The organism is Arthrobacter phoenicis (assembly GCF_047238215.1).
Taxonomy (GTDB): Bacteria; Actinomycetota; Actinomycetes; order Actinomycetales; family Micrococcaceae; genus Arthrobacter.
This window is the reverse complement of record NZ_JBDFMK010000003.1, coordinates 124240-142470: the sequence shown is the minus strand read 5'-3', so window position 1 is coordinate 142470 and position 18231 is coordinate 124240. Positions and strand designations below refer to the sequence as shown.

Genomic DNA, 18231 nt, shown 5'->3' with positions numbered 1-18231 from the left:
GTGCAGCACGATGTCGACGTCAGCCGTTGGCCGGGAAACGGCCATGCCGGCCGCGGCCGCATGCAGCTGCACCATAAGGCCGCCGACCAGTGTCCACTGGGTTGAGGGCAGCGCCCTGGCCAGTTCGACGCACTGCGGCCACGGGGTTCCCCAGCCGCCCGGGGGCACCGGGACGTCCCAGATTTCGCGGCCGTCGGCGGTGGCCACCTCGGCCATGGCCGGCTCAGACATGGAGGAGCTCATCGATGACGCGTCGGCCGGCGCTGCGTTCGCGGGTGGCCAGGGATCCCATCAGATCCACCGCGACCGCGGCGACCGGCGCCCGGCCTTCGGTGAAAGGCTCGGCCAGCTCGACCTCGTGGATGATGGCGTTGCCGTCGGGGTCTTCGACCAGGCCGAAGGCATTGGCCAGCGCGGCCGCGTCACCGGCCATGACGTAACCTTCGGCGATCCCGCCGCCGCCGGACATGCCGAAGGTGTCAGCGGTGGTTTCGTCCCGCATGGCGGAGGCGCCGCTGGCGATCAGGTGGCTGTTCAGCGCGGCCAGTCCGTCCTGGGTAGCGCGGAAGCGGATGGTCTTATCCTTGTTCCGGGCCAGGACACAGACGGCGTCGGCGTCAAGCTCGCGGAGCCGGCTCTTCAGGCGGGACTTTTCGGAGGAGGAGATCCAGGTGGGGTTCTGGCCGGAGAGCAGGGCCATGGCGGCCCACGCTGTCTTCGCCGTCCACGCCCGGCCGGGCCGCGTGCCGGTGGCGGCCAGACGCTCAACGGATGACCGGTCTATCAACAGGGCTTTACCCACCCTCCCGGTGGTTGTCAGCTGGCCTGAGTGGATCAGACGGTGGATCGACATCGTGCTGCGGCCGAGCCGGTCGGCAGCCTCGGCCACCGTTATATCTCGCATTACATCCATACGCTAATGGTTCCGTGCTTAACGGGTAGTGTCAATACGCTAACAGTTATGAATCTATTGGTAAGTGTCAACCTGGGGCGGGATGAGGGGGTCGCAGCTCCGACCCCCCTCATTTTTAGACTGACGTGGCAGGCGGATCCGAGGCGGACACGCTCTTGGTCGCCGCAGTCGAGAGGTCGCTGGTCTTGGAGGATTCCGGATTGTCCTTCATTTCTTCTTGCAGGTATGAATGGGAACATCGACTGGACTCGGACAAAACCCCTGCACGTTGCGGCACAAGGGGCCTCGAACGCCTGGCGCGGAACTCCTCGGGAGAGGGGCCTGAATGATTCATCCGATGAGATACGCAGAGTACAGGGCGACATAATATCCGATATCGGTAGTTAACTATCGCTTATTTGGCGGAACAGCGCGCTCCGGCTGGACTGGGAGCCGCGCACCTTTGCTCGCCTGTCAGGACTCCTTCAGCACGCTGCTGATGAGGGCCTTCAGGGTGCTTTTCTCGGCGATGCCGAGCACGCGTGCTGCGACTCGGCCTTCTTTGTCCAGAACCAGGGTTGTAGGGACTGCACGCGGGGGAACGTAGTCGGACAAGGCCAGCAAGATAGCCCCGTCGGCGCCGTTAAAGCTCGGATAGGTTGTTCCAAAGGTCCGTTCGAAAGCGGCAGCTGTCGCGGCAGTATCGCGCAGGTTGATCCCATAGAACAGCACTCCGTCGCTTTTGTTTTCCTGATACAGGGTCTCCAGTGTGGGGGCTTCTGTGCGGCAGGGCGCGCACGCGGCGTACCAGGCGTTCAGAACCGTCACCGAGCCCCGCCATGCAGAGGAGTTGACGATGGTGCCGTCATAGAGCCGGCCCTCCATCTCCACCGGAGCGCTCCTGTCGTTGGGGGCGTACTCGGAGACGGAGCCGTCGCCGGCAATGTAGTTCTTGTTGTCCCCGGCCCGGGCTTGGGCGGCCAGGGAATCCGGGGCGGCGCAGCCGGTCAGCAGCAGCGCCCCGGATACCATGCCCAGCAGGAGGCTGCGCCGGCGGGGCAACGATGCACCGGCGGCAGGGGCGGGTCGGTAGGAGTTCATGATCCAGTCCTTTGCGTCTATACCGGGGTGGTGATGGTCCCGGCGAGGTTCTGCAGCTGGTAAATCCAGAGCATCCAGACCCCGGAGACCATCAGGAGCCCGACGAGGATAAGCAGCGAACCACCAATGATGTTGAACGTGCGGATGTGCCGGCGGATGAACCCCAGGGTCCTGGTGACCCAGTTCAGGCCCAGTGCCACCAGCACAAAGGGAATTCCCAGTCCCAGGCAATAGATGAAACCCAGCAGGGCACCGCGCCAAGGGTCCCCGGTGGTCGTGCTCAGCGCCAGGACGGCACTGAGCGTCGGACCCATGCACGGAGTCCATCCAAGGCCAAAGATCACACCGAGCAGCGGAGCCCCGGCGACGCCCGTCCTGGGCCGGAAGGAGAGCTTCTTCGTGGTCTGCAGGAAGGAGAAACTGCCGACCAGCACCAGGCCCATGAATACGACGAACACACCCAGGGCACGGATCAGCGCGTCCTGCCACTGCACCATCCAGCCGCCGATCACACCGAACGCCGCTCCATACAGGGTGAACACCGCGGCGAAACCGAGAATGAAAAGACCGACGCCGGTCAGGACCCGACGCCGGTTATCCGGCCGTGACGGGTCGGTCAGCCCGGAGACATAGCCCAGATACCCCGGCACCAGCGGAAGGATGCACGGAGAGATAAAAGAAACGACGCCGGCAGTCATAGCCAGCGGCATCGCCACCAACAAGGCACCGGACTGCACCATCTCGGCGAAATATCCGCCAATGCTCATCGGTGTCTCCTCGGTCAATATCTCGATGGTCCGCCAACCCGGCTGCAGCATCGCCCCGCCCGACCGGGGCGAAGGAGCACTCATGTCCAGGCTTTACGTGTGGAAGCGCGGGACGCAGGGAACGCCGCGGGACGCCTTGTCGATGTTACAGCATGAGGGCGATGGCATCCTAAAAATACGCTATCATCGTCACATGACGATTGAACCTGTGGTGTCCGCTGATCCGTGCAGCCGGCTCGATCCCGCAGCGGCGCTGTTTCATTCACTTAGTGACCCGACCCGGTTGAGCATCGTGAAGCGGATGGCCGGTGGTGAGGTCCGCGTCGGTGACCTCACCACCGAGCTGGGCCTGGCCCAGTCGACGGTATCTGCCCATGTCGCGTGCCTGCGCGATTGCGGCCTGGTCGAAGGCCGGGTACAGGGCCGCAGCGTGTACTACTCGCTGTCCCGTCCGGAACTGATGGACGTGCTTGCCCAGGCTGAGATCCTGCTTGCCGCGACCGGCAATGCGGTCAGCCTGTGCCCGAACTACGGCGCCGGCAGCACGGGTGTGCCCCTGATGAAAGAGTACGAACGATGAGTGACGCCTGCGGCTGCAGTGACGAGAAGACCGGGACCGGCGAGTCCGAAGAAGCGGCGGAAGCCGCAGGGTTCTGGCAGGTCCGAGAGGTCCGGGCAGCCGCCGTTTCCGGCTTCTTACTCCTCGCGGCGTGGATCGCTTCGCTCATCGGGGGACCCCAGTGGCTGACGCTTCCCCTGGAGGTCATTGCGCTGCTGGTTGCCGCGTGGACGTTCGTTCCTTCCACCCTCCGGCGCCTGGCGAAGGGCAAAATCGGGGTCGGCACGCTGATGACGATCGCCGCCGCCGGCGCGGTAGCCCTCGGGCAGTTCGAGGAAGCGGCTATGTTGGCCTTCCTTTACGCGATCTCCGAAGGCCTCGAGGAGTACTCGATGGCGAAGACCCGCCGTGGCCTGCGAGCCCTGCTGGACCTTGTCCCGGCGGAGGCGACCGTCCTGCGCGGCGGCATAGAAATCACCGTCCCCCCGGCAGAACTCATCCCCGGGGACCGGATGGTTATCCGGCCCGGCGAACGTCTGGCAACTGACGGCAGGATCATCACCGGCCGCACGTCCCTGGATACCTCGGCGCTTACCGGTGAATCCGTTCCGGTCGAGGCCGGGCCGGGAAGCGAGGTCTTTGCCGGGTCGATTAACGGCACCGGTCCGCTCGAGGTTGAAGTGACCAGCACCGCGGAGAACAACTCGCTGGCCAGGATCGTGCACATCGTGGAGGCCGAGCAGTCCCGTAAGGGACCGGGCCAGCGCCTGGCCGACTCCATCGCCAGCAAGCTCGTCCCGGGCATCCTGATCGCCGCGGTCCTGATCATTGTCTTCGGCTTCATCGTCGGGGAACCGCTGCTGTGGTTTGAACGCGCTCTCGTCGTCCTGGTCGCCGCCTCGCCCTGCGCACTGGCCATCTCCGTTCCCGTCACGGTGGTCGCTTCCGTGGGCGCGGCCAGCCGCATCGGCGTGCTCATCAAGGGCGGCGGCGCCCTGGAGACCCTCGGCAAAATCCGCACCATCGCACTGGACAAGACCGGAACACTCACCCGCAACAAGCCCGCTGTAATCGAGGTAGCCGCGACCGGCACAGCCACCCGGGAACACGTCCTGGCCCTGGCTGCCGGCCTGGAGGCCCGCAGCGAACACCCGCTGGCCCGCGCCATCCTTGCCGCCGCCGAAGACCGGGCGCCCGTCACCGACGTGGACACCGTCCCCGGCGCCGGTTTGGAAGGCCGGTTCGACGGCAGGACCGTCCGTCTCGGCCGCCCGGGCTGGATTGATGCCGGGCCCCTGACCGCCGAAGTCGAGAGGATGCAGCACGCAGGCGCCACCGCCGTCCTCATCGAGGACGACGACCAGGTCATCGGAGCGATCGCCGTCCGTGATGAGCTGCGGCCCGAAGCCCGCGAGGTCATCGCCAGGCTCGGCGCATCGGGTTACACCACGGCCATGCTCACCGGCGACAACCTCATCACAGCCACCGCGCTGGGTAAGGCCGCGGGCATCACCGAGGTTCACGCCGACCTTCGCCCCGAGGACAAAGCGGAAATCATCCGGACGCTCCAGAACCGCCAGCCCACCGCAATGGTCGGGGACGGCGTCAACGACGCCCCTGCCCTGGCGACCGCCGACACCGGCATCGCCATGGGTGCCATGGGCACCGACGTCGCGATCGAAACCGCCGACATCGCCCTGATGGGCGAGGACCTGAACCACCTGCCCCAGGTGCTGGACCATGCACGCAGGACCCGGCGCATCATGCTTCAAAACGTGGGGCTGTCCCTGCTGCTGATCGCTGTGCTGATCCCTCTGGCGCTGTTCGGAATCCTCGGCCTGGCCGCCGTGGTCCTGATCCACGAACTGGCCGAAATCGTGGTCATCGCCAATGGCGTCCGGGCCGGCCGGATCAGCCGCAAGACCGAGTTCACGTCCGCCCAGCCCTCCCCTGCACTGGAACCGTCAGTATGAGCACCGACGCGACCACCCGGCCCGGCGTTCCGGTTCGGTCGGCCCGACGGTTCAGGACGGTATTGCTGCTTTGGGCAGCCCTCCTGGCCGGGGCCGACCTCACCGTTAAGGCTCTGGCCGAAGCCGTGCTTTCCAACGGCACGACGACCGACCTGGGCCCAATCAGCATCCGGCTGCTTTACAACCGCGGTGTCGCGTTCAGCCTTGGCGAGGACCTGGCACCCTGGATAGTCATCGCCGCCACCGGGCTGATCATCGCAGCCCTGACCTGGTACACCCTCTCCTCCGCTCCTGCCATGACCAGACTCTCCCGGGCAGGAGCTGCCCTGCTGCTCGGAGGAGCCGCCGGGAACTTCATTGACCGGCTCGACGGGGACGGTGTCGTGGACTACCTTCACAGCGGCTGGTTCCCCACCTTCAACCTCGCCGACGTCTTCGTCACCACTGGAGTAGCCCTGTTGATCCTTGGCACCCTACGGTCCCCGCAAACACGGACCGGCGATTAACCGCCTGCTGCCGTTCACCGTTCGCCCGGATGATCCGTTCCGGGGTAAATGGGGGAAGAGGAGACGGCTGGGGCGATCCAGTGCAGGCAGGGCGGTCAGCACCGCCGGTATCCCCAGCGCCAGCGCGGACCACAAGGCGACGTACTCCCCCGGTCCTCCAACGGCGGCGGCTTCAACCCCGTCCACACCACGCGCCGGGACGACCGATCTGGAAGGAAACCACCTCCTATGACCAGCACCACCGATTCCGCCGGGAATGTGAAGTTAGACGACGACGTCAATACGCACAACAGCACCCAACCGGATCAACCCCGAATGACCAGCGACAAGCCGTTCGGATGGCTCCTGGTCATCGCCGGGGCCATCGGTTGGCTGGCCTCCGGCGCCCTGGTGCTGGAAAAACTCGAAGCACTGAAAAACCCCGCCTACAAGGCCGCCTGCGACATCAACCCCTGGATTTCCTGCGGCCAGGTCATGCAGACCTGGCAAAGTTCCGTTTTTGGCTTCCCCAACATGTTTATTGGAATCGTCGCCTTCGCCGTCATCGTCACCATTGGCGCGGCACTGCTCTCCGGGGCGAGCTTCGCCCGCTGGTACTGGGCGGGGCTCCAGACCGGCGTCACACTCGGCTTTGCCTTTGTGGTGTGGCTGTGGTCCCAGGCTCTGTACTCGATCCACATCCTCTGCCCCCTCTGCATGACAGTCTGGGCCGTCATGATCCCGCTGGTCGTGTGGGTAACGGCCCGAAACATCACACACGGAATCATCAAGGTACCTGCAGGCGCCGGCAGGATCCTCAGCGATTCCGGCTGGATCATCACGGCGCTGCTCTACACGGCCGTGATGGCCAGCATCTTCTTCGCCTTCATCCAGGTTTTCATCGGCACGTCAGGCTTCTAAAGAGGCCCAGTGCTCCTGAGATTGTCGTGAGGGGCAATCTAGAGGGCCTCGTCTTCCTGAAGGTGTCGTGAGCCGCCAAGTTTGGTTTTAGGGGCGTGAGCGGCAACGGACCAGTCAGTGGCGGTAGGTGGCCGCGTTGCGTGTTTCATAGGTGACCGCCTGTGAAACAGGGTTTGAGGTGTGGCTGGGTCGGGACCGATCGTGTTTCATGGGTGGGTTCATTTGGATCGATATTTGAAACGTATCTATGAAACAATTGCGGGGTGATGAGTGATGACTTCGAGCTTGTCGAGAGCAATGAGTGCCCTATGTCTTCCTGTGCCGCGCCGGCTGGGTCGCCGTGCCGGACGGGTCGGGGGAGAGTTGCGGTCCAGTACCACACGGCCCGGTTCCGGCTCGTTCCTTCATTGGCGAAGGCGTTGAGTGTGCCGACATTGCCGGTGCGCCGGCCGGGGTCGGTCTGGGTCCAGTTGCCGCGCCCGGCCGCGGCCGGTGCCGCGCCGGCGGGGCATGTGCGCATCGGGTATGCCCGTGCCTCGACCGTGCGGCAGTCACTGGATGCCCAGCTTGATTCGCTCAAGCGGGCCGGTGTTGCCCGGGTGTTTTCGGAGAAGATCTCGACCAGGGCGACGACGCGGCCCGAGCTTGAGCGGGCGGTGGCTCTGGCTGGGGAGATGCGGGTTTCCGGCGTGGAAGCCACCATCGTGGTGCACGAGCACAAGCGGCTCGGCCGCGGCCTGGAACTGGCGGCACTTGCTGAGCGGTTGAAGGCCTCCGGTATCGGCTTGGAGTTCCTCTCCGGGGAGTTGCAAGGCTTGCACGACCCATCGGGGATCGTGTTCACGGTGCTCGCGGCGTTGTCGGGGATGGAACGTGAGTACATTCGTACCCGCACCTTGGAGGGGCATGAGTCTGCCCGGGCGCGGGGCAAGACGATCGGCGGGGCATCGGTGACAGACGAGGCGATGCTCGCGTTGGCTTTGTACTTGCGTGAGCAGCAGCATAGTCTGCGCGACATCGCGGGCCGGCTGGTCATTGCCAAGGGCAGGAAGAAGGGTGGGCACCCGTCGCCGGCGACGGTGCTGCGGATGCTCCGTGAGCACGACGAGAAGGCAGAGGCGGCGCAGGTGTGAACGCCGGCGCGGGTCTTTCGTCGTCTTCGTCAGTGGCGTCCGGGTCCCGCAGTTCGAGGACGGTTCCTGGTGCCAGGTCGGGCAGAACAAAGCTGTAGGTGGGGGCCGCGGCCTGAGCATTCGATGGGTTCGGGGACCGCCCCGGCGGGGTGAACACTGGTTGTGGCTTTGACCGCGAGTACGTACGGGGTGTCCCGCTGCTGCAGTCCGAGGCGGAGGGCATTGATTTCGCCGTATACGGCGTCGGCAACAACCAGGGGCGGGACCAGCCCCCAGACGGAGAGCTCGTCGAGCATTTCCAGGGCCAGTTCCCAGGGCACGACGGGCGATCCTACCCGGGGCAAAGAGGTCTTCCGCCGGGCACCGGTGACCGGTCGTACGCTCTCCTGCTCCCTGCGGGATCAGGGTGTTGCCATCCGGTGGCCAGGAACGGAAGCGCTCCGGATCGAAGCATTCCGGTGTCCGGATGTGGTGCGCAGCGCTTCAAGGATCCCTACTGCGCTCAGCCTTGGACGCCGCCCGTGCAGACGGCCCCGGGTTCGGGGGTTTGCGGGCCCTGCCGGTATTTTTGGATGAACGTCGCCAGGCGCCCGTCGCTGCTGCTGTCCACTGAGAGTTGCTTGCCCCAGGCGGTCACGGTCACGGGCGACGCCTGTCCGGAGACGGGGCTGAGCAGAAGGTAGTCCTGATTGCCCGCCAGGGAGGTCAGTTCGGCGATCTGTTCCTTGGGCAGGTCCGGCCGGTAGGAGAGCCACACAGCGCCGTGTTCGAGGGAATGCACGGCCTGCATCTGCTCCACCGGGATGGTGTAGGTCCCGCAGTTCGTCCACACCGGCGCGTGGTCTCCGCCGGTGGCCGGGGTCCGGGGATAGCTGACGGGTTGGCGGGTGTGGTTCCGGGACTGGCCGGGGAAGTCCTGCTCACCTTCGACAGGCCGGGCCGCGGCTGCTTTGGCCTGCTCGCGCTGCTGCACCTCACCGACGAGCACGAACGTCACGGCACCGATGATCGAAGCGACCAGGACCGCGCCGGTGCCGTAGATCAGCCACGCCCTGCGCCTGTCTTTGGCGCGTTGCTTTGCCTGGCTGGCCTTCAGGATGGCTTTTCGTTCCGCGGCGCTCTTCCGTGATGGCGGCATTGTGGTGTCTCGCTTTCGTCGAAAGGGGTCAGAGTCTGCCGCGAAGTTCCTGCAGGGCGGTGATTTCCGCTGTTTGGGCTTCCATGATGCGGGCGGCGAAGTCCCGGACCTTGGACGTCTCGGCGAGACGGACGGCGGCCCTGGCCATCTCGACGCCGGCCTGGTGGTGGCGGATCATCATGTCGGTGAAGAGCCGGTCGGCCTCGGCGCCGGAATCGGATACCTGTGCCGGCGCCGCGGTCAGCCGGCCGATGGCGAAGAACGCCGCGGCCGTGAGGACCACGATCATGGCGAAAACGATCCACAGCCGCATAAACCGGGGCCGCCCCGCGCCCGGCTCCAGAGCCTCTGGTTCGTCGGGAGCGGGTGGGGGGCTGCCGATATCCATGCCCACATGATATCCACGCCCAAGGCCGGTCCTGCGGATGCACGGTTTGACTGGACAGCACCTCTACGTGCAGGGGCCCGCCGGTGGTGTCGGCCGGCGCCCGTCCATGGCTGGCCGGCCCAGGTCACCGGGGCCTCCGACAGAGGTTTTGATGGGCAGCGACGGCTGTGGGTGGACACCGGACCCGACCTGCCGCGTGGTGCTCGGTCGCCTCGCCGACACGCAGGGCACGAGGGCAGCCGTGACACGATGGACGCAGAATTGCCCGGCGCTGTGCGGTGTTTCGCGGCCAGAGATCAGTTCTCGATCTCGGCTGCCAGCTTGCCTTCGCTCACCGCTTTCACCAGCCCGCGATGATCGGATTCGGTCTGGTCGGCGTAGCCGGCCGCGTACTTGGCGAACGTGGCATCCATCTGCTCCCCGTCGCCGCAGTATCCGGCCAGCAGCCGGGGGTCGATCGAGCGGGAATGGGCGCGCGCGAGCAGGGCACCGGCCAGGCGCCCGTAGTCATCCAGGTGGTCCCGGTTGAGCGTTGTCGCGTCGATCTCGCCTTTCCGGTTGCGGAATTGACGGACGATGAACGGACGGCCCTGGATCGTTGTCCAGCCAAGGAAAAGATCGGTTTCGGCCTGCACCAGCCGCGCGCCGTGCACGATCCGCTCGCCCTCGTGTTCGGGCCGTGCGTGGCCCAGATAACCGTGCAGGACACTGGGTTGTGCCTGCTTGGCCTGCAGAACGAGTGTTTCCTCGCCGTTGCCGCGGAGCAGGATCAGGTAGTTGCGCAGTCCGACACTGCCGGTCCCCACCACACGGAAGGCCACGTCGGACACGGCGTAGCGGGCGAGCAGATGCCCGCGGGATTCGTGCAGGCTGTCCGCGTAGAGCGGCAGCCCGCCGATCACGGCGTCGGCCGTGGTTGCAGTCACGGCGCTGAGCACCGGCGGGTCGGGGACAAAACGCCAATGCTGGCCGTCCTGACGGGTCCACTTCGCTGCGATCCGTGCGCTGGTGTTTTTCCTGGCCTTGCGGGCGGCCAGGGCGAAGTCGTCCATCAGATCGTCGGCTTTCACCCGGTCCAGCACGGACTCGTCTCCCAGCGCGGTCCATGAGTCCAGGAACGGCAACCGGGCCAGATGCCCGATGGTGCCACGGTAGCTGCGCACCGCGTCCTCCGCGGCGTCGCGGCAGCCCGCCTCGGAGACGCCGCCGAGGCGGCCGGCGAGGATGAGGCTGGCGGTCAGGCGTTTGAGGTCCCATTCCCAGGGGCCCGGTGCCGTCTCGTCGAAGTCGTTGATGTCCATGACGATCCGGTCATCGCGGGTGCCGTACAGGCCGAAGTTCCCCGCGTGCGCGTCACCGCACAATTGTGCGTCCAGACCGCTGCGCGGCCCCGCGGCGAGGTCACCGGCCATCAGCCCGGCGCTTCCGCGGAAGAAAGCGAACGGAGAGGAAAGCATCCGGCCAATGCGCAGCGGGATCAGCTCCGGCAGCCGGCCCCGGTTGCTTGCCTCCACAAATTCCCGCACCGTGGGCCTGTCGGCGGCCAGGACAACAGTCCGATGCATCCGATGACCGGCAACGGCACACAACGCACGCCCGCGAGCGTAAACCTCCTCCGGGTCCACCCACTCACCCAACCCGGCCCCCACCCAGGCACCAGGATCATCCACCACAACCATTCCCCTCCCGGACGCGGAGTCCTTCTCGCTGCATGCCGGATTTCCGCCGCCCCGGTTGCCCTGTGTCTCGGCAGCGGGCGCTGGCCCTGCGACGAGCGGCCGCGTGCCGCTGCCTCAACGCCGCACGACAGGGCATGGCGAAGACCGGCCCTCATTTCCTCAACCTGCTCAGTGGTGCCGCCCTCGAAGCAGCCGCATCAGCCACCTGATGAACCCGCCCCCACGATTGCCCCCATGCCCTCGTCCGTGGCCGTCGTCGTGCCGGTCGTACCCGTGGCCGCCGCCATGCTCGTCGTGCCTATGGGCGTCACCCCTCCCGTACCCACGCTCGTCGCGCCCGTAACTTCCATGTCCGCCTTTGAATCTGCCGTGGTGTCCCATGACATCCCTTCGTTCATCGTTGTCCCGCGCGTCGGTGATCGGGCGCGAATACCCCGCTTTGAATGTATCGCTCTCCGCTTGGGAAGTCCTACGGCACGGCCAACGGAATGTTCCAATGCCGGTGAAGCTCTAGGGTTCCGGCGGGTAAACGAATTCCCGCGGCCGCGCGGTCGCCGGGGGTGCTGGTGCTTGCAGTCTGGATCGTCTCCCGTATCGGCGGTCCCGGATCGCGGCTCCTGCCCTCCCTTGTTGGCGACGTCTTCCTGGCCAGGTTCCCGATTCTGGCCGGTAAAATATTTCACAGTCTGTCTTCTCCAGAAGGTCGTTTTGCTGTGTTCGGTTCCAAAGATTCTCCCAGCGTGGATCGGGAGGGCTCCTGCCTCGTGTCCTACCCCGGGCAGGGCAGACTGGTCGGGGCAAGTGCCCGCCGGCGCCCGTTTCTCCGCCGGGCACCGCGGTGGATAAGAGTTGTCACGGCTGCCGTGTCTCTGGGCGTCCTGGGCGTCCTGGTTTTCGGCGGTTACTGGGCTTGGCGCCTGCAGTCCAACATCAGCACCTCGGAGCTGACCGCAGGGGGGGCAGCGGAGCGAGGGCAGCATCGATGACAGCAAGGACCGCCTGCAGATCCTGGTCCTGGGCTCGGACACCCGGAGCGGGAGCAACAGCCAGTACGGCACGGCGGACCAGTCCTCAGGCTACGGCCAGTCGGATGTGATGATGCTGCTGGATATTTCCGCGGACAACAGCCAGGTAAACGTCATCAGCTTTCCCCGGGATCTTCTGGTGGACATCCCGGCCTGCACGGACAAGAAGACGAACCAGAAGTACCCGGCGCAGCAGGAGGCCATGATCAACAGCGCCATGGCCCAGGCCGGAATCGGCTGCGCGGTGGACACGGTGAACAAGCTCACCGGGCTGGAGGTTGACCACTTCATGATGGCGGACTTCAACGCCGTCAAGGAGCTTTCCAACGCAGTGGGCGGTGTGGAGGTGTGCGTGAGTGCCGCCGTGGATGATCCCGGATCCGGCCTGAACCTGCCTGCCGGAACGTCCCAGGTGAAGGGAGAGCAGGCATTGGCGTTCCTGCGCACCCGTCACGCTTTTGCCAATGGCGGGGACCTGGGCAGGATCAAAGCCCAGCAGGGCTTCCTGGCCTCGCTCACCCGCAAACTTAAGTCCGAGGGAACCCTGGGCAACCCGCAGAAAACGCTGACCATCGCCGATACCGTCACCAGGAACCTGACCGTCGATTCGGGCCTGTCCTCGGTTCCGTCGCTGCTGACCATCGCCAACCGGCTGAAGAACATCGACCCCGCCGGCGTCAACTTCATCACGGTGCCCACGGCCCCGGCGCCGCAGGATCCGAACAGGCTTACCCTGGCTGAACCGGCGGCATCGGACTTCTTCGCTGCCCTGCGCAACAGCCCGGACCTGAACGAGCCCGCCCCGCCCGGCCCCACGGACGCGCCGGCAACGCCCACGGCACCCGTCTATGACAAGTCCCTGCAGCCGGTGTCCGTGGCCAACGGCACGGGCGTGACCGGGCGCAGCACGGCGATCGCCGGTCTGCTCTCCGATGCCGGTTTTACCAAGCTGACCAGGCTTCCGGCCCAGACACGGGACCAGACCATGGTCTACTACGGCGCCGGGTTTGAGGACGTCGCGGCGGATGTTGCGGCACTGTTCGGGCTGCCCGCCACCAGCATCCAGCAAGTGACGAACATCCAGGGAGTGCAACTGTACGCCGGGACGGACTTCACCACCGGCACCAGGCCCACGCCGGCCCCGTCCCCGGCCGGCTCCTCCGGCACCGTGGTGGCCCAGACGGGCAGCGAGCAGACCTGCCAGCCGGCCAACCCGGCCGGCAACTGAACCGGCACTGCCCGCGATCAGCGCATCGTGGCTTCGGGGTTCTGATAAGACGCCGACCCCGGGCACTGAAACCGCGGGGATCGAAGCCTACGGTGCCTTTTCTTCGGCAATTTCGCGGCGAGAGGCTCTAACAACCGTTGAATTGCACTCCGGGCCTGTGAATCGCAGCGAAAAGTGGGGGCATTTTCGCAGCGCTGAATCCCACCCCCGGTGCCCGCAAGCCGATCGGGTCGGCGACGTAAAGCGTCCCGGACTTTGGATCCTGTGGGGCTGGGTTGTGGTTGCCGTCGAAGCAGGAGGACATGACGCCGGTCAGCGTGCACGGGGGCATGGCGATGCCCGGATAGGGCCCCGAACTGACACGGCCCCTCGTAGGCTCACATCACCAATATGCCCAATCTAATCATGTGATAATATGTTCATATGATCCGACGCCTTCGATCCATCCCCGACCCTGAAAGCCCGCCCGGGCACCGGGGCAACGGCGGTGACCGGGCACGTGTTGATGTCCTCCAGGGGGCGTTGCCCTCGGCGGAGGATGTCGAACGGGTCGCCGCGGTGTTCCGGTTGATGGGCGACCCCGGCAGGGTCCGGATCCTCGCCACCCTGCTCGAAGGCGGCGAGGTGTGTGTGCAGGATCTTGCCTCGGTGGCCGGGCTGAGTGATTCCTCGGTGAGTCAGGCCCTTCGGCTGATGCGCGCGCATCGTGTGGTGGAAACCCGCCGTGCGGGCCGCGTCGTTTTTTACCGGCTTGGGGACGAGCACGTCCGGATGCTGCTGGATATGGCGATCACCCATGCCGGCCACTCCCCGGTGGTCGCCGCAGCCCCCGCCCCTACCGACCCGCCAGCCAAGCACACCGGACCCACCTATCAGGAGCCATCATGAACACTGCACCTACCCCTCTCACCTGCCCAAAATGCGGAGCGGAGATGCGTCCCTACGAGCGTAACGGCGTCATCATCGACCAATGCGACGGGTGCCGCGGAATCTTCCTGGACCGCGGCGAGCTCGAGTCCCTGATGGACGCCGAAGCCTCGTTCTACGCGGCCCGGAACCCCGCGCCCGGAACCGCCCAGCCCCCGTACGGCCAGTCTCCGTACCCGCAGCCCCCCTACGGTCAGCCTCCGTATCCGGAGCGCAGGGACGGCCACCACGATTCCGGGCACGGGGACAGGCACGACCGCCGCAAGCGCGGCGGGTTCCTCGGGGACCTGTTCGGGTAACCCCCGGAGACCTTACCCCTCCCACTGATCCTGACCCCGTGAATTGAGAATTGAGCACGCATGCCAACCGATACCCAACTTGACCTGAAGACCGTGTTGCCCGAGGCGCTGGATGAACAGGACGCCTGCGTCCGCATCCTGACCGACGGCCTGCAGGCCCGGCAGGGCGTCATCGATGCCCACGTCAAACGCCCGGAGGGAACCGACGCGGCGCAGCTGTGCGTGCATTTCGAACCCGGCGTCATCAGCCTGGCCCGGATCCGTGAACTGGCCCTGTCCCTGGGCGCAAGGGTGGACAGCGATTTCGGGCACCTCAGCATCGACGTGGACGGCATCTCCAGGCCCGCCCGTGCCCAGCTGCTTGAACAGCGGCTGCGCGGCCTGGACGGCGTGGCGGAGGCCCACGTCTCCGCCACGGGTTCCGTCACGGTCGAATACCTCACGGACCGGACCTCGGAGAAGACGATCACGGACCTCCTGACACGCTTCGGAACGCCTCCGCGCGCAGGCCGGCCCGCCCCCCAAGCACCCGCGGCAGGTGCCGCTAAGGCCCCCGCACCCGAGGCAGAAGCGCACGACCACAAGCACGAAAAGCATGAAGACCATGATCACAAGCATGGCGGGATCTTCGGTGAGCGCAGTGAGCTGATCTTCGCGATCCTCTGCGCGCTGACCCTGGCCACGGGTTTCCTGCTCGGGCTGAGCCCCGCGGTGCCGGACGCGGTCTCGACGGGGCTGTATATCGCCGCGTATTTCTTCGGCGGCTACTACACCACCAAGGAAGCCATCCAGACGGTGATGGCCAAACGGTTCGAGATCGATTTCCTGATGCTGGTCGCGGCCGCCGGCGCCGCGGTGCTCGGGGACCTCGCCGAGGGCGCCCTGCTGCTGGCACTGTTCAGCATCGGCCACGCCCTGGAAAGCTACGCCATGGGACGGGCCCGGCGCGCCATCCAGGCGCTGGCCGAACTCGCCCCGGAAAGTGCGATCGTCAGACGCGACGGCGCGGAGCAGGAGATCCCGGTCGGGGAGCTGCGGATCGGCGACACCGTCATCATCAAACCCAACACCCGCATCCCCTCGGACGGTTACGTCACCGCCGGCCAGAGCAGCGTGGACCAGTCCGCCGTGACCGGGGAGAGCATCCCCGTGGACAAGGCCCCGATCGGGGCGCAGGCCTCCCGCAACGAGTCGGACATCCCGGCCGAAAGCCGCATCTACGCCGGCACCGTCAACGGGCCCGGGGTACTGGAGATCGCCGTGACACGGCTGTCCAAGGACTCCACGCTCGCCCGCGTCGTGCGGATGGTCAGCGAAGCCCAGGCCCAGACCTCCCCCACGCAACAATTCACGGACCGCTTCCAGCGCGTGTTCGTTCCCGCCGTGCTGATCCTGGTCGTTGTGCTGCTCTTCGCGGGCCTGGTCATTGACGAGCCGTTCTCCGCCACGCTGTACCGGGCCCTGGCCGTCCTGGTCGCCGCCAGCCCGTGCGCGCTGGCGATCTCAACCCCGAGCGCGGTCCTGTCCGGGCTGGCCCGGGCAGCACGCGGCGGCCTGCTCATCAAAGGCGGCGGCCCGCTGGAAAACCTCGGCACCCTGCGCGCGATCGCCTTTGACAAGACCGGCACCCTCACGGAGGGCAAACCGGAAATGACCGACGTCGAACCCGCAGACGGCGTGAAGGAAACCGAACTGCTTTCCGTCGCCCTCGCGGTCGAGGCCCAAAGCGACCACCCGCTGGCTTCGGCCATCGTGACGGCCGCCCGCGCCCGGCTGGACGGAACACCGCTGCTGACCGCCGGCGCCGTTACCAGCATCACCGGGCGCGGGGTCAGCGCCCTGATCGACGGTGAACAGATCCACATCGGCAAGCAGCAGCTCTTCAGCGAAATCGACGGGGCAACACTAACCCAGGACATCACCGACGCCACCGCCCGCCTCGAAGCCGCGGGCCGGACCACCATGGTCGTCCGCCGCGGATCCCGGTACCTGGGCGTCCTGGGCCTGATGGACACGCCCCGGAACACAGCCGCACCGGTCATCGCCCGGCTGCGCCAGGCGGGTATCCGGCACATGATCATGCTCTCCGGAGACAACCAGACCGTCGCGGACGCGGTCGCCGGGAAGCTCGGGCTCGATGAGGCCCGCGGGGACCTGCTGCCCGAAGACAAAGTCACGGCGGTGATCGACCTGCGCGGCCGCGAGCACAAGGTCGCGATGGTCGGTGACGGCGTCAACGACGCACCGGCCATGGCCAACGCGACCGTCGGGATCGCGATGGGCGCCGCCGGTTCGGACGTCGCCATGGAAACCGCCGACGTGGCCCTTATGGGTGATGACCTGGAACGGCTGCCCTTCGCCGTGAACCTGAGCCGCCAGTCCAGCCGGATCATCCGCCAGAACCTCTGGGCCAGCCTGGGCGTCGTCGCGATCCTGATCCCTGCCACCATCACCGGGGCCATCGGCATCGGCCTGGCCGTCGTGATCCACGAAGGATCGACCCTGCTCGTTGTCGCCAACGCCTTGCGCCTCCTGGCCTACCGCGAACCCAAAACCAAATAGCGTCCCTTCACCCGCCAGGAGCAGCCGGGGATGTTGCAGGCCTCGCGTCCGGGGCCTGCAACATCCCCCGCTCCGCCACGATTTCTTTGGAAACCGGGAAGCCCTCATGGTCGAAACCCCGCGGCACCTCCGCGCGCGCCGCTCACCGCCGACGCGGCGGGCCGTCCTGCTCACCGCCGCCGTAGCCGCCGTGGCTGGGCTTTCGGCCCGGCAAGTCCCTAACCTGCCCGAGGTGCCGTTCACTGCCCTGCCGGACCGGCCGGATGGCAGTCTCGTCGCGGATAATCCGCGTCCGGATGATCTGCAGGCGCCCGCCCCGGGACCTGCTGCGCAGACCGTCCCGGTGAAACCACCGCCCCCGTCGCGGCAGGAGGTCATCGTCAAATTCGCCGGCCGCAGACCCCGCTACTGGGGCCTGGAGGCGCCCGGGACCCTGACCCGGCTCCCTCCAGGGGCGCCGGGTGTTGCTGTGACGGTCGATTTCTGCGGTGGTCCCGGGGGCAACGGCTATGATCAGGCGCTTCTCACGGCCCTGCGCGGCCGCCGCATCCCCGCAACGCTCTTCCTCAATTCCAGATGGATTGCCGCCAACCCCGCCACTGCCCGCGGGCTTGCCGCCGACCCGCTGTTTGAACTGGCGAACCATGGTACTTCCCACCGGCCCTCGTCCACCACGGGCGAATCCGCCTACGGGATCCCCGGCACCCGGGATGCGGGTGAACTATACGACGAGGTCATGACCAACGATGCCACCCTCGCCCAGCTCACCGGAACAAAGCCGCGCTTCTTCAGGCCCGGGACAGCCTACCTGAATGACGTCGCCGCGGACATCGTGACCGCCCTGGGGCTGACCCCGGCCGGCTTCAGCGTCAATGCCGACGGCGGTGCCACCTACCCTGTTGCGACGGTGGCCCGGGAAGCGGGCAAAGCCGGCCCCGGAGACGTCATTATCTGCCACGGCAACCACCCCGGGACGGGGACAGCGGAGGGGATGGCACGTGCCCTGGACAGCCTCGCCGCCCGTGGGACGCCCTTCGTGTACTTGGCCTAACACACGTCACGTCCCCGGCGAAGGCCAAAGGACGGCCGGTTCCTCCACCGGCGCAACCCGGCGGTCACGCTCAGGAATTCCTCATAAAGGATTCAGGGCGGCC

The 18231-nt window shown here is 66.5% G+C and carries 16 protein-coding genes and 3 pseudogenes; 11 read left to right on the top strand and 8 right to left on the bottom strand.

Going from position 1 to position 18231, the window contains the following annotated elements; translation table 11 throughout:
- From ABC337_RS18370 to ABC337_RS18355, 4 genes and pseudogenes are all read right to left on the bottom strand, one after another.
- Window positions 1-231 (bottom strand): annotated as a pseudogene (locus ABC337_RS18370) (hypothetical protein); the annotation flags it as partial.
- On the bottom strand, window positions 224-904 hold the full coding sequence (locus tag ABC337_RS18365; protein ID WP_043431406.1) for a helix-turn-helix domain-containing protein: 681 nt from the start codon (window positions 902-904) through the stop codon (window positions 224-226). The gene ABC337_RS18365 and the pseudogene ABC337_RS18370, both read right to left, overlap by 8 nt.
- A 462-nt stretch (window positions 905-1366) precedes the next feature.
- Window positions 1367-1993 (bottom strand): TlpA family protein disulfide reductase, encoded by a 627-nt coding sequence (locus ABC337_RS18360; protein WP_412885063.1) that lies wholly within the window; start codon window positions 1991-1993, stop codon window positions 1367-1369.
- 17 nt (window positions 1994-2010) lie between these two features.
- The gene (locus tag ABC337_RS18355; protein ID WP_253033711.1) at window positions 2011-2760 is read right to left on the bottom strand and encodes a cytochrome c biogenesis CcdA family protein; all 750 of its coding nucleotides are present in this window, start codon (window positions 2758-2760) and stop codon (window positions 2011-2013) included.
- Window positions 2761-2953: 193 nt separating this feature from the next.
- Between ABC337_RS18355 and ABC337_RS18350 the strand changes: the two genes are divergently transcribed.
- The 6 genes and pseudogenes from ABC337_RS18350 (at window position 2954) to ABC337_RS18330 (ending at window position 7831) form a co-directional block, all read left to right on the top strand.
- The gene (locus ABC337_RS18350; RefSeq protein ID WP_412885119.1) at window positions 2954-3340 is read left to right on the top strand and encodes an ArsR/SmtB family transcription factor; all 387 of its coding nucleotides are present in this window, start codon (window positions 2954-2956) and stop codon (window positions 3338-3340) included.
- Complete coding sequence (locus tag ABC337_RS18345; RefSeq protein WP_412885064.1) at window positions 3337-5292, top strand: heavy metal translocating P-type ATPase; 1956 nt, start codon at window positions 3337-3339, stop codon at window positions 5290-5292. Before ABC337_RS18350 ends, ABC337_RS18345 begins: the two co-directional genes overlap by 4 nt.
- Window positions 5289-5798, top strand: a complete 510-nt coding sequence (gene lspA / locus ABC337_RS18340; protein WP_412885065.1) for a signal peptidase II — start codon at window positions 5289-5291, stop codon at window positions 5796-5798. The genes ABC337_RS18345 and lspA overlap by 4 nt, the downstream gene beginning before the upstream one ends.
- A 228-nt stretch (window positions 5799-6026) precedes the next feature.
- On the top strand, window positions 6027-6698 hold the full coding sequence (locus ABC337_RS18335; protein ID WP_412885066.1) for a vitamin K epoxide reductase family protein: 672 nt from the start codon (window positions 6027-6029) through the stop codon (window positions 6696-6698).
- Window positions 6699-6964: 266 nt separating this feature from the next.
- Window positions 6965-7114: pseudogene (locus ABC337_RS18555) on the top strand (zinc finger domain-containing protein); the annotation flags it as partial.
- Window positions 7115-7123: 9 nt separating this feature from the next.
- Entirely contained in the window at window positions 7124-7831 is a 708-nt protein-coding gene (locus ABC337_RS18330) for a recombinase family protein (RefSeq protein WP_412885067.1), read from the top strand.
- A gap of 29 nt (window positions 7832-7860) precedes the next feature.
- Here the strand turns inward: ABC337_RS18330 and ABC337_RS18325 are convergent.
- From ABC337_RS18325 to ABC337_RS18310, 4 genes and pseudogenes are all read right to left on the bottom strand, one after another.
- A pseudogene (locus tag ABC337_RS18325) lies at window positions 7861-8181 on the bottom strand (transposase); the annotation flags it as partial.
- A 152-nt stretch (window positions 8182-8333) separates the two neighbouring features.
- The gene (locus ABC337_RS18320; RefSeq protein WP_412885068.1) at window positions 8334-8969 is read right to left on the bottom strand and encodes a thioredoxin-like domain-containing protein; all 636 of its coding nucleotides are present in this window, start codon (window positions 8967-8969) and stop codon (window positions 8334-8336) included.
- Between the two features lie 28 nt (window positions 8970-8997).
- Window positions 8998-9357: a DUF305 domain-containing protein gene (locus ABC337_RS18315; protein ID WP_412885069.1), complete on the bottom strand. Its 360-nt coding sequence runs from the start codon at window positions 9355-9357 to the stop codon at window positions 8998-9000.
- A gap of 296 nt (window positions 9358-9653) precedes the next feature.
- Window positions 9654-10922 carry a DUF2252 domain-containing protein gene (locus tag ABC337_RS18310; RefSeq protein WP_412893314.1) on the bottom strand — a complete coding sequence of 423 codons (1269 nt, stop codon included), beginning with the start codon at window positions 10920-10922 and terminating at the stop codon, window positions 9654-9656.
- Window positions 10923-12131: 1209 nt separating this feature from the next.
- Between ABC337_RS18310 and ABC337_RS18305 the strand changes: the two genes are divergently transcribed.
- The 5 genes from ABC337_RS18305 to ABC337_RS18285 all read left to right on the top strand — a co-directional run bounded on the left by ABC337_RS18305 (window position 12132) and on the right by ABC337_RS18285 (window position 18128).
- The gene (locus ABC337_RS18305) at window positions 12132-13289 is read left to right on the top strand and encodes an LCP family protein (RefSeq protein ID WP_459562731.1); all 1158 of its coding nucleotides are present in this window, start codon (window positions 12132-12134) and stop codon (window positions 13287-13289) included.
- Between the two features lie 423 nt (window positions 13290-13712).
- Window positions 13713-14177, top strand: coding sequence for an ArsR/SmtB family transcription factor (locus ABC337_RS18300; RefSeq protein ID WP_412885071.1), 465 nt, complete (start codon window positions 13713-13715; stop codon window positions 14175-14177).
- Window positions 14174-14515, top strand: coding sequence for a TFIIB-type zinc ribbon-containing protein (locus tag ABC337_RS18295; RefSeq protein ID WP_412885072.1), 342 nt, complete (start codon window positions 14174-14176; stop codon window positions 14513-14515). The genes ABC337_RS18300 and ABC337_RS18295 overlap by 4 nt, the downstream gene beginning before the upstream one ends.
- Window positions 14516-14575: 60 nt before the next feature.
- Window positions 14576-17077 carry a heavy metal translocating P-type ATPase gene (locus ABC337_RS18290; protein WP_412885073.1) on the top strand — a complete coding sequence of 834 codons (2502 nt, stop codon included), beginning with the start codon at window positions 14576-14578 and terminating at the stop codon, window positions 17075-17077.
- Between the two features lie 343 nt (window positions 17078-17420).
- Window positions 17421-18128 (top strand): polysaccharide deacetylase family protein, encoded by a 708-nt coding sequence (locus ABC337_RS18285; protein ID WP_412885074.1) that lies wholly within the window; start codon window positions 17421-17423, stop codon window positions 18126-18128.
- Window positions 18129-18231 lie beyond the last annotated feature (103 nt).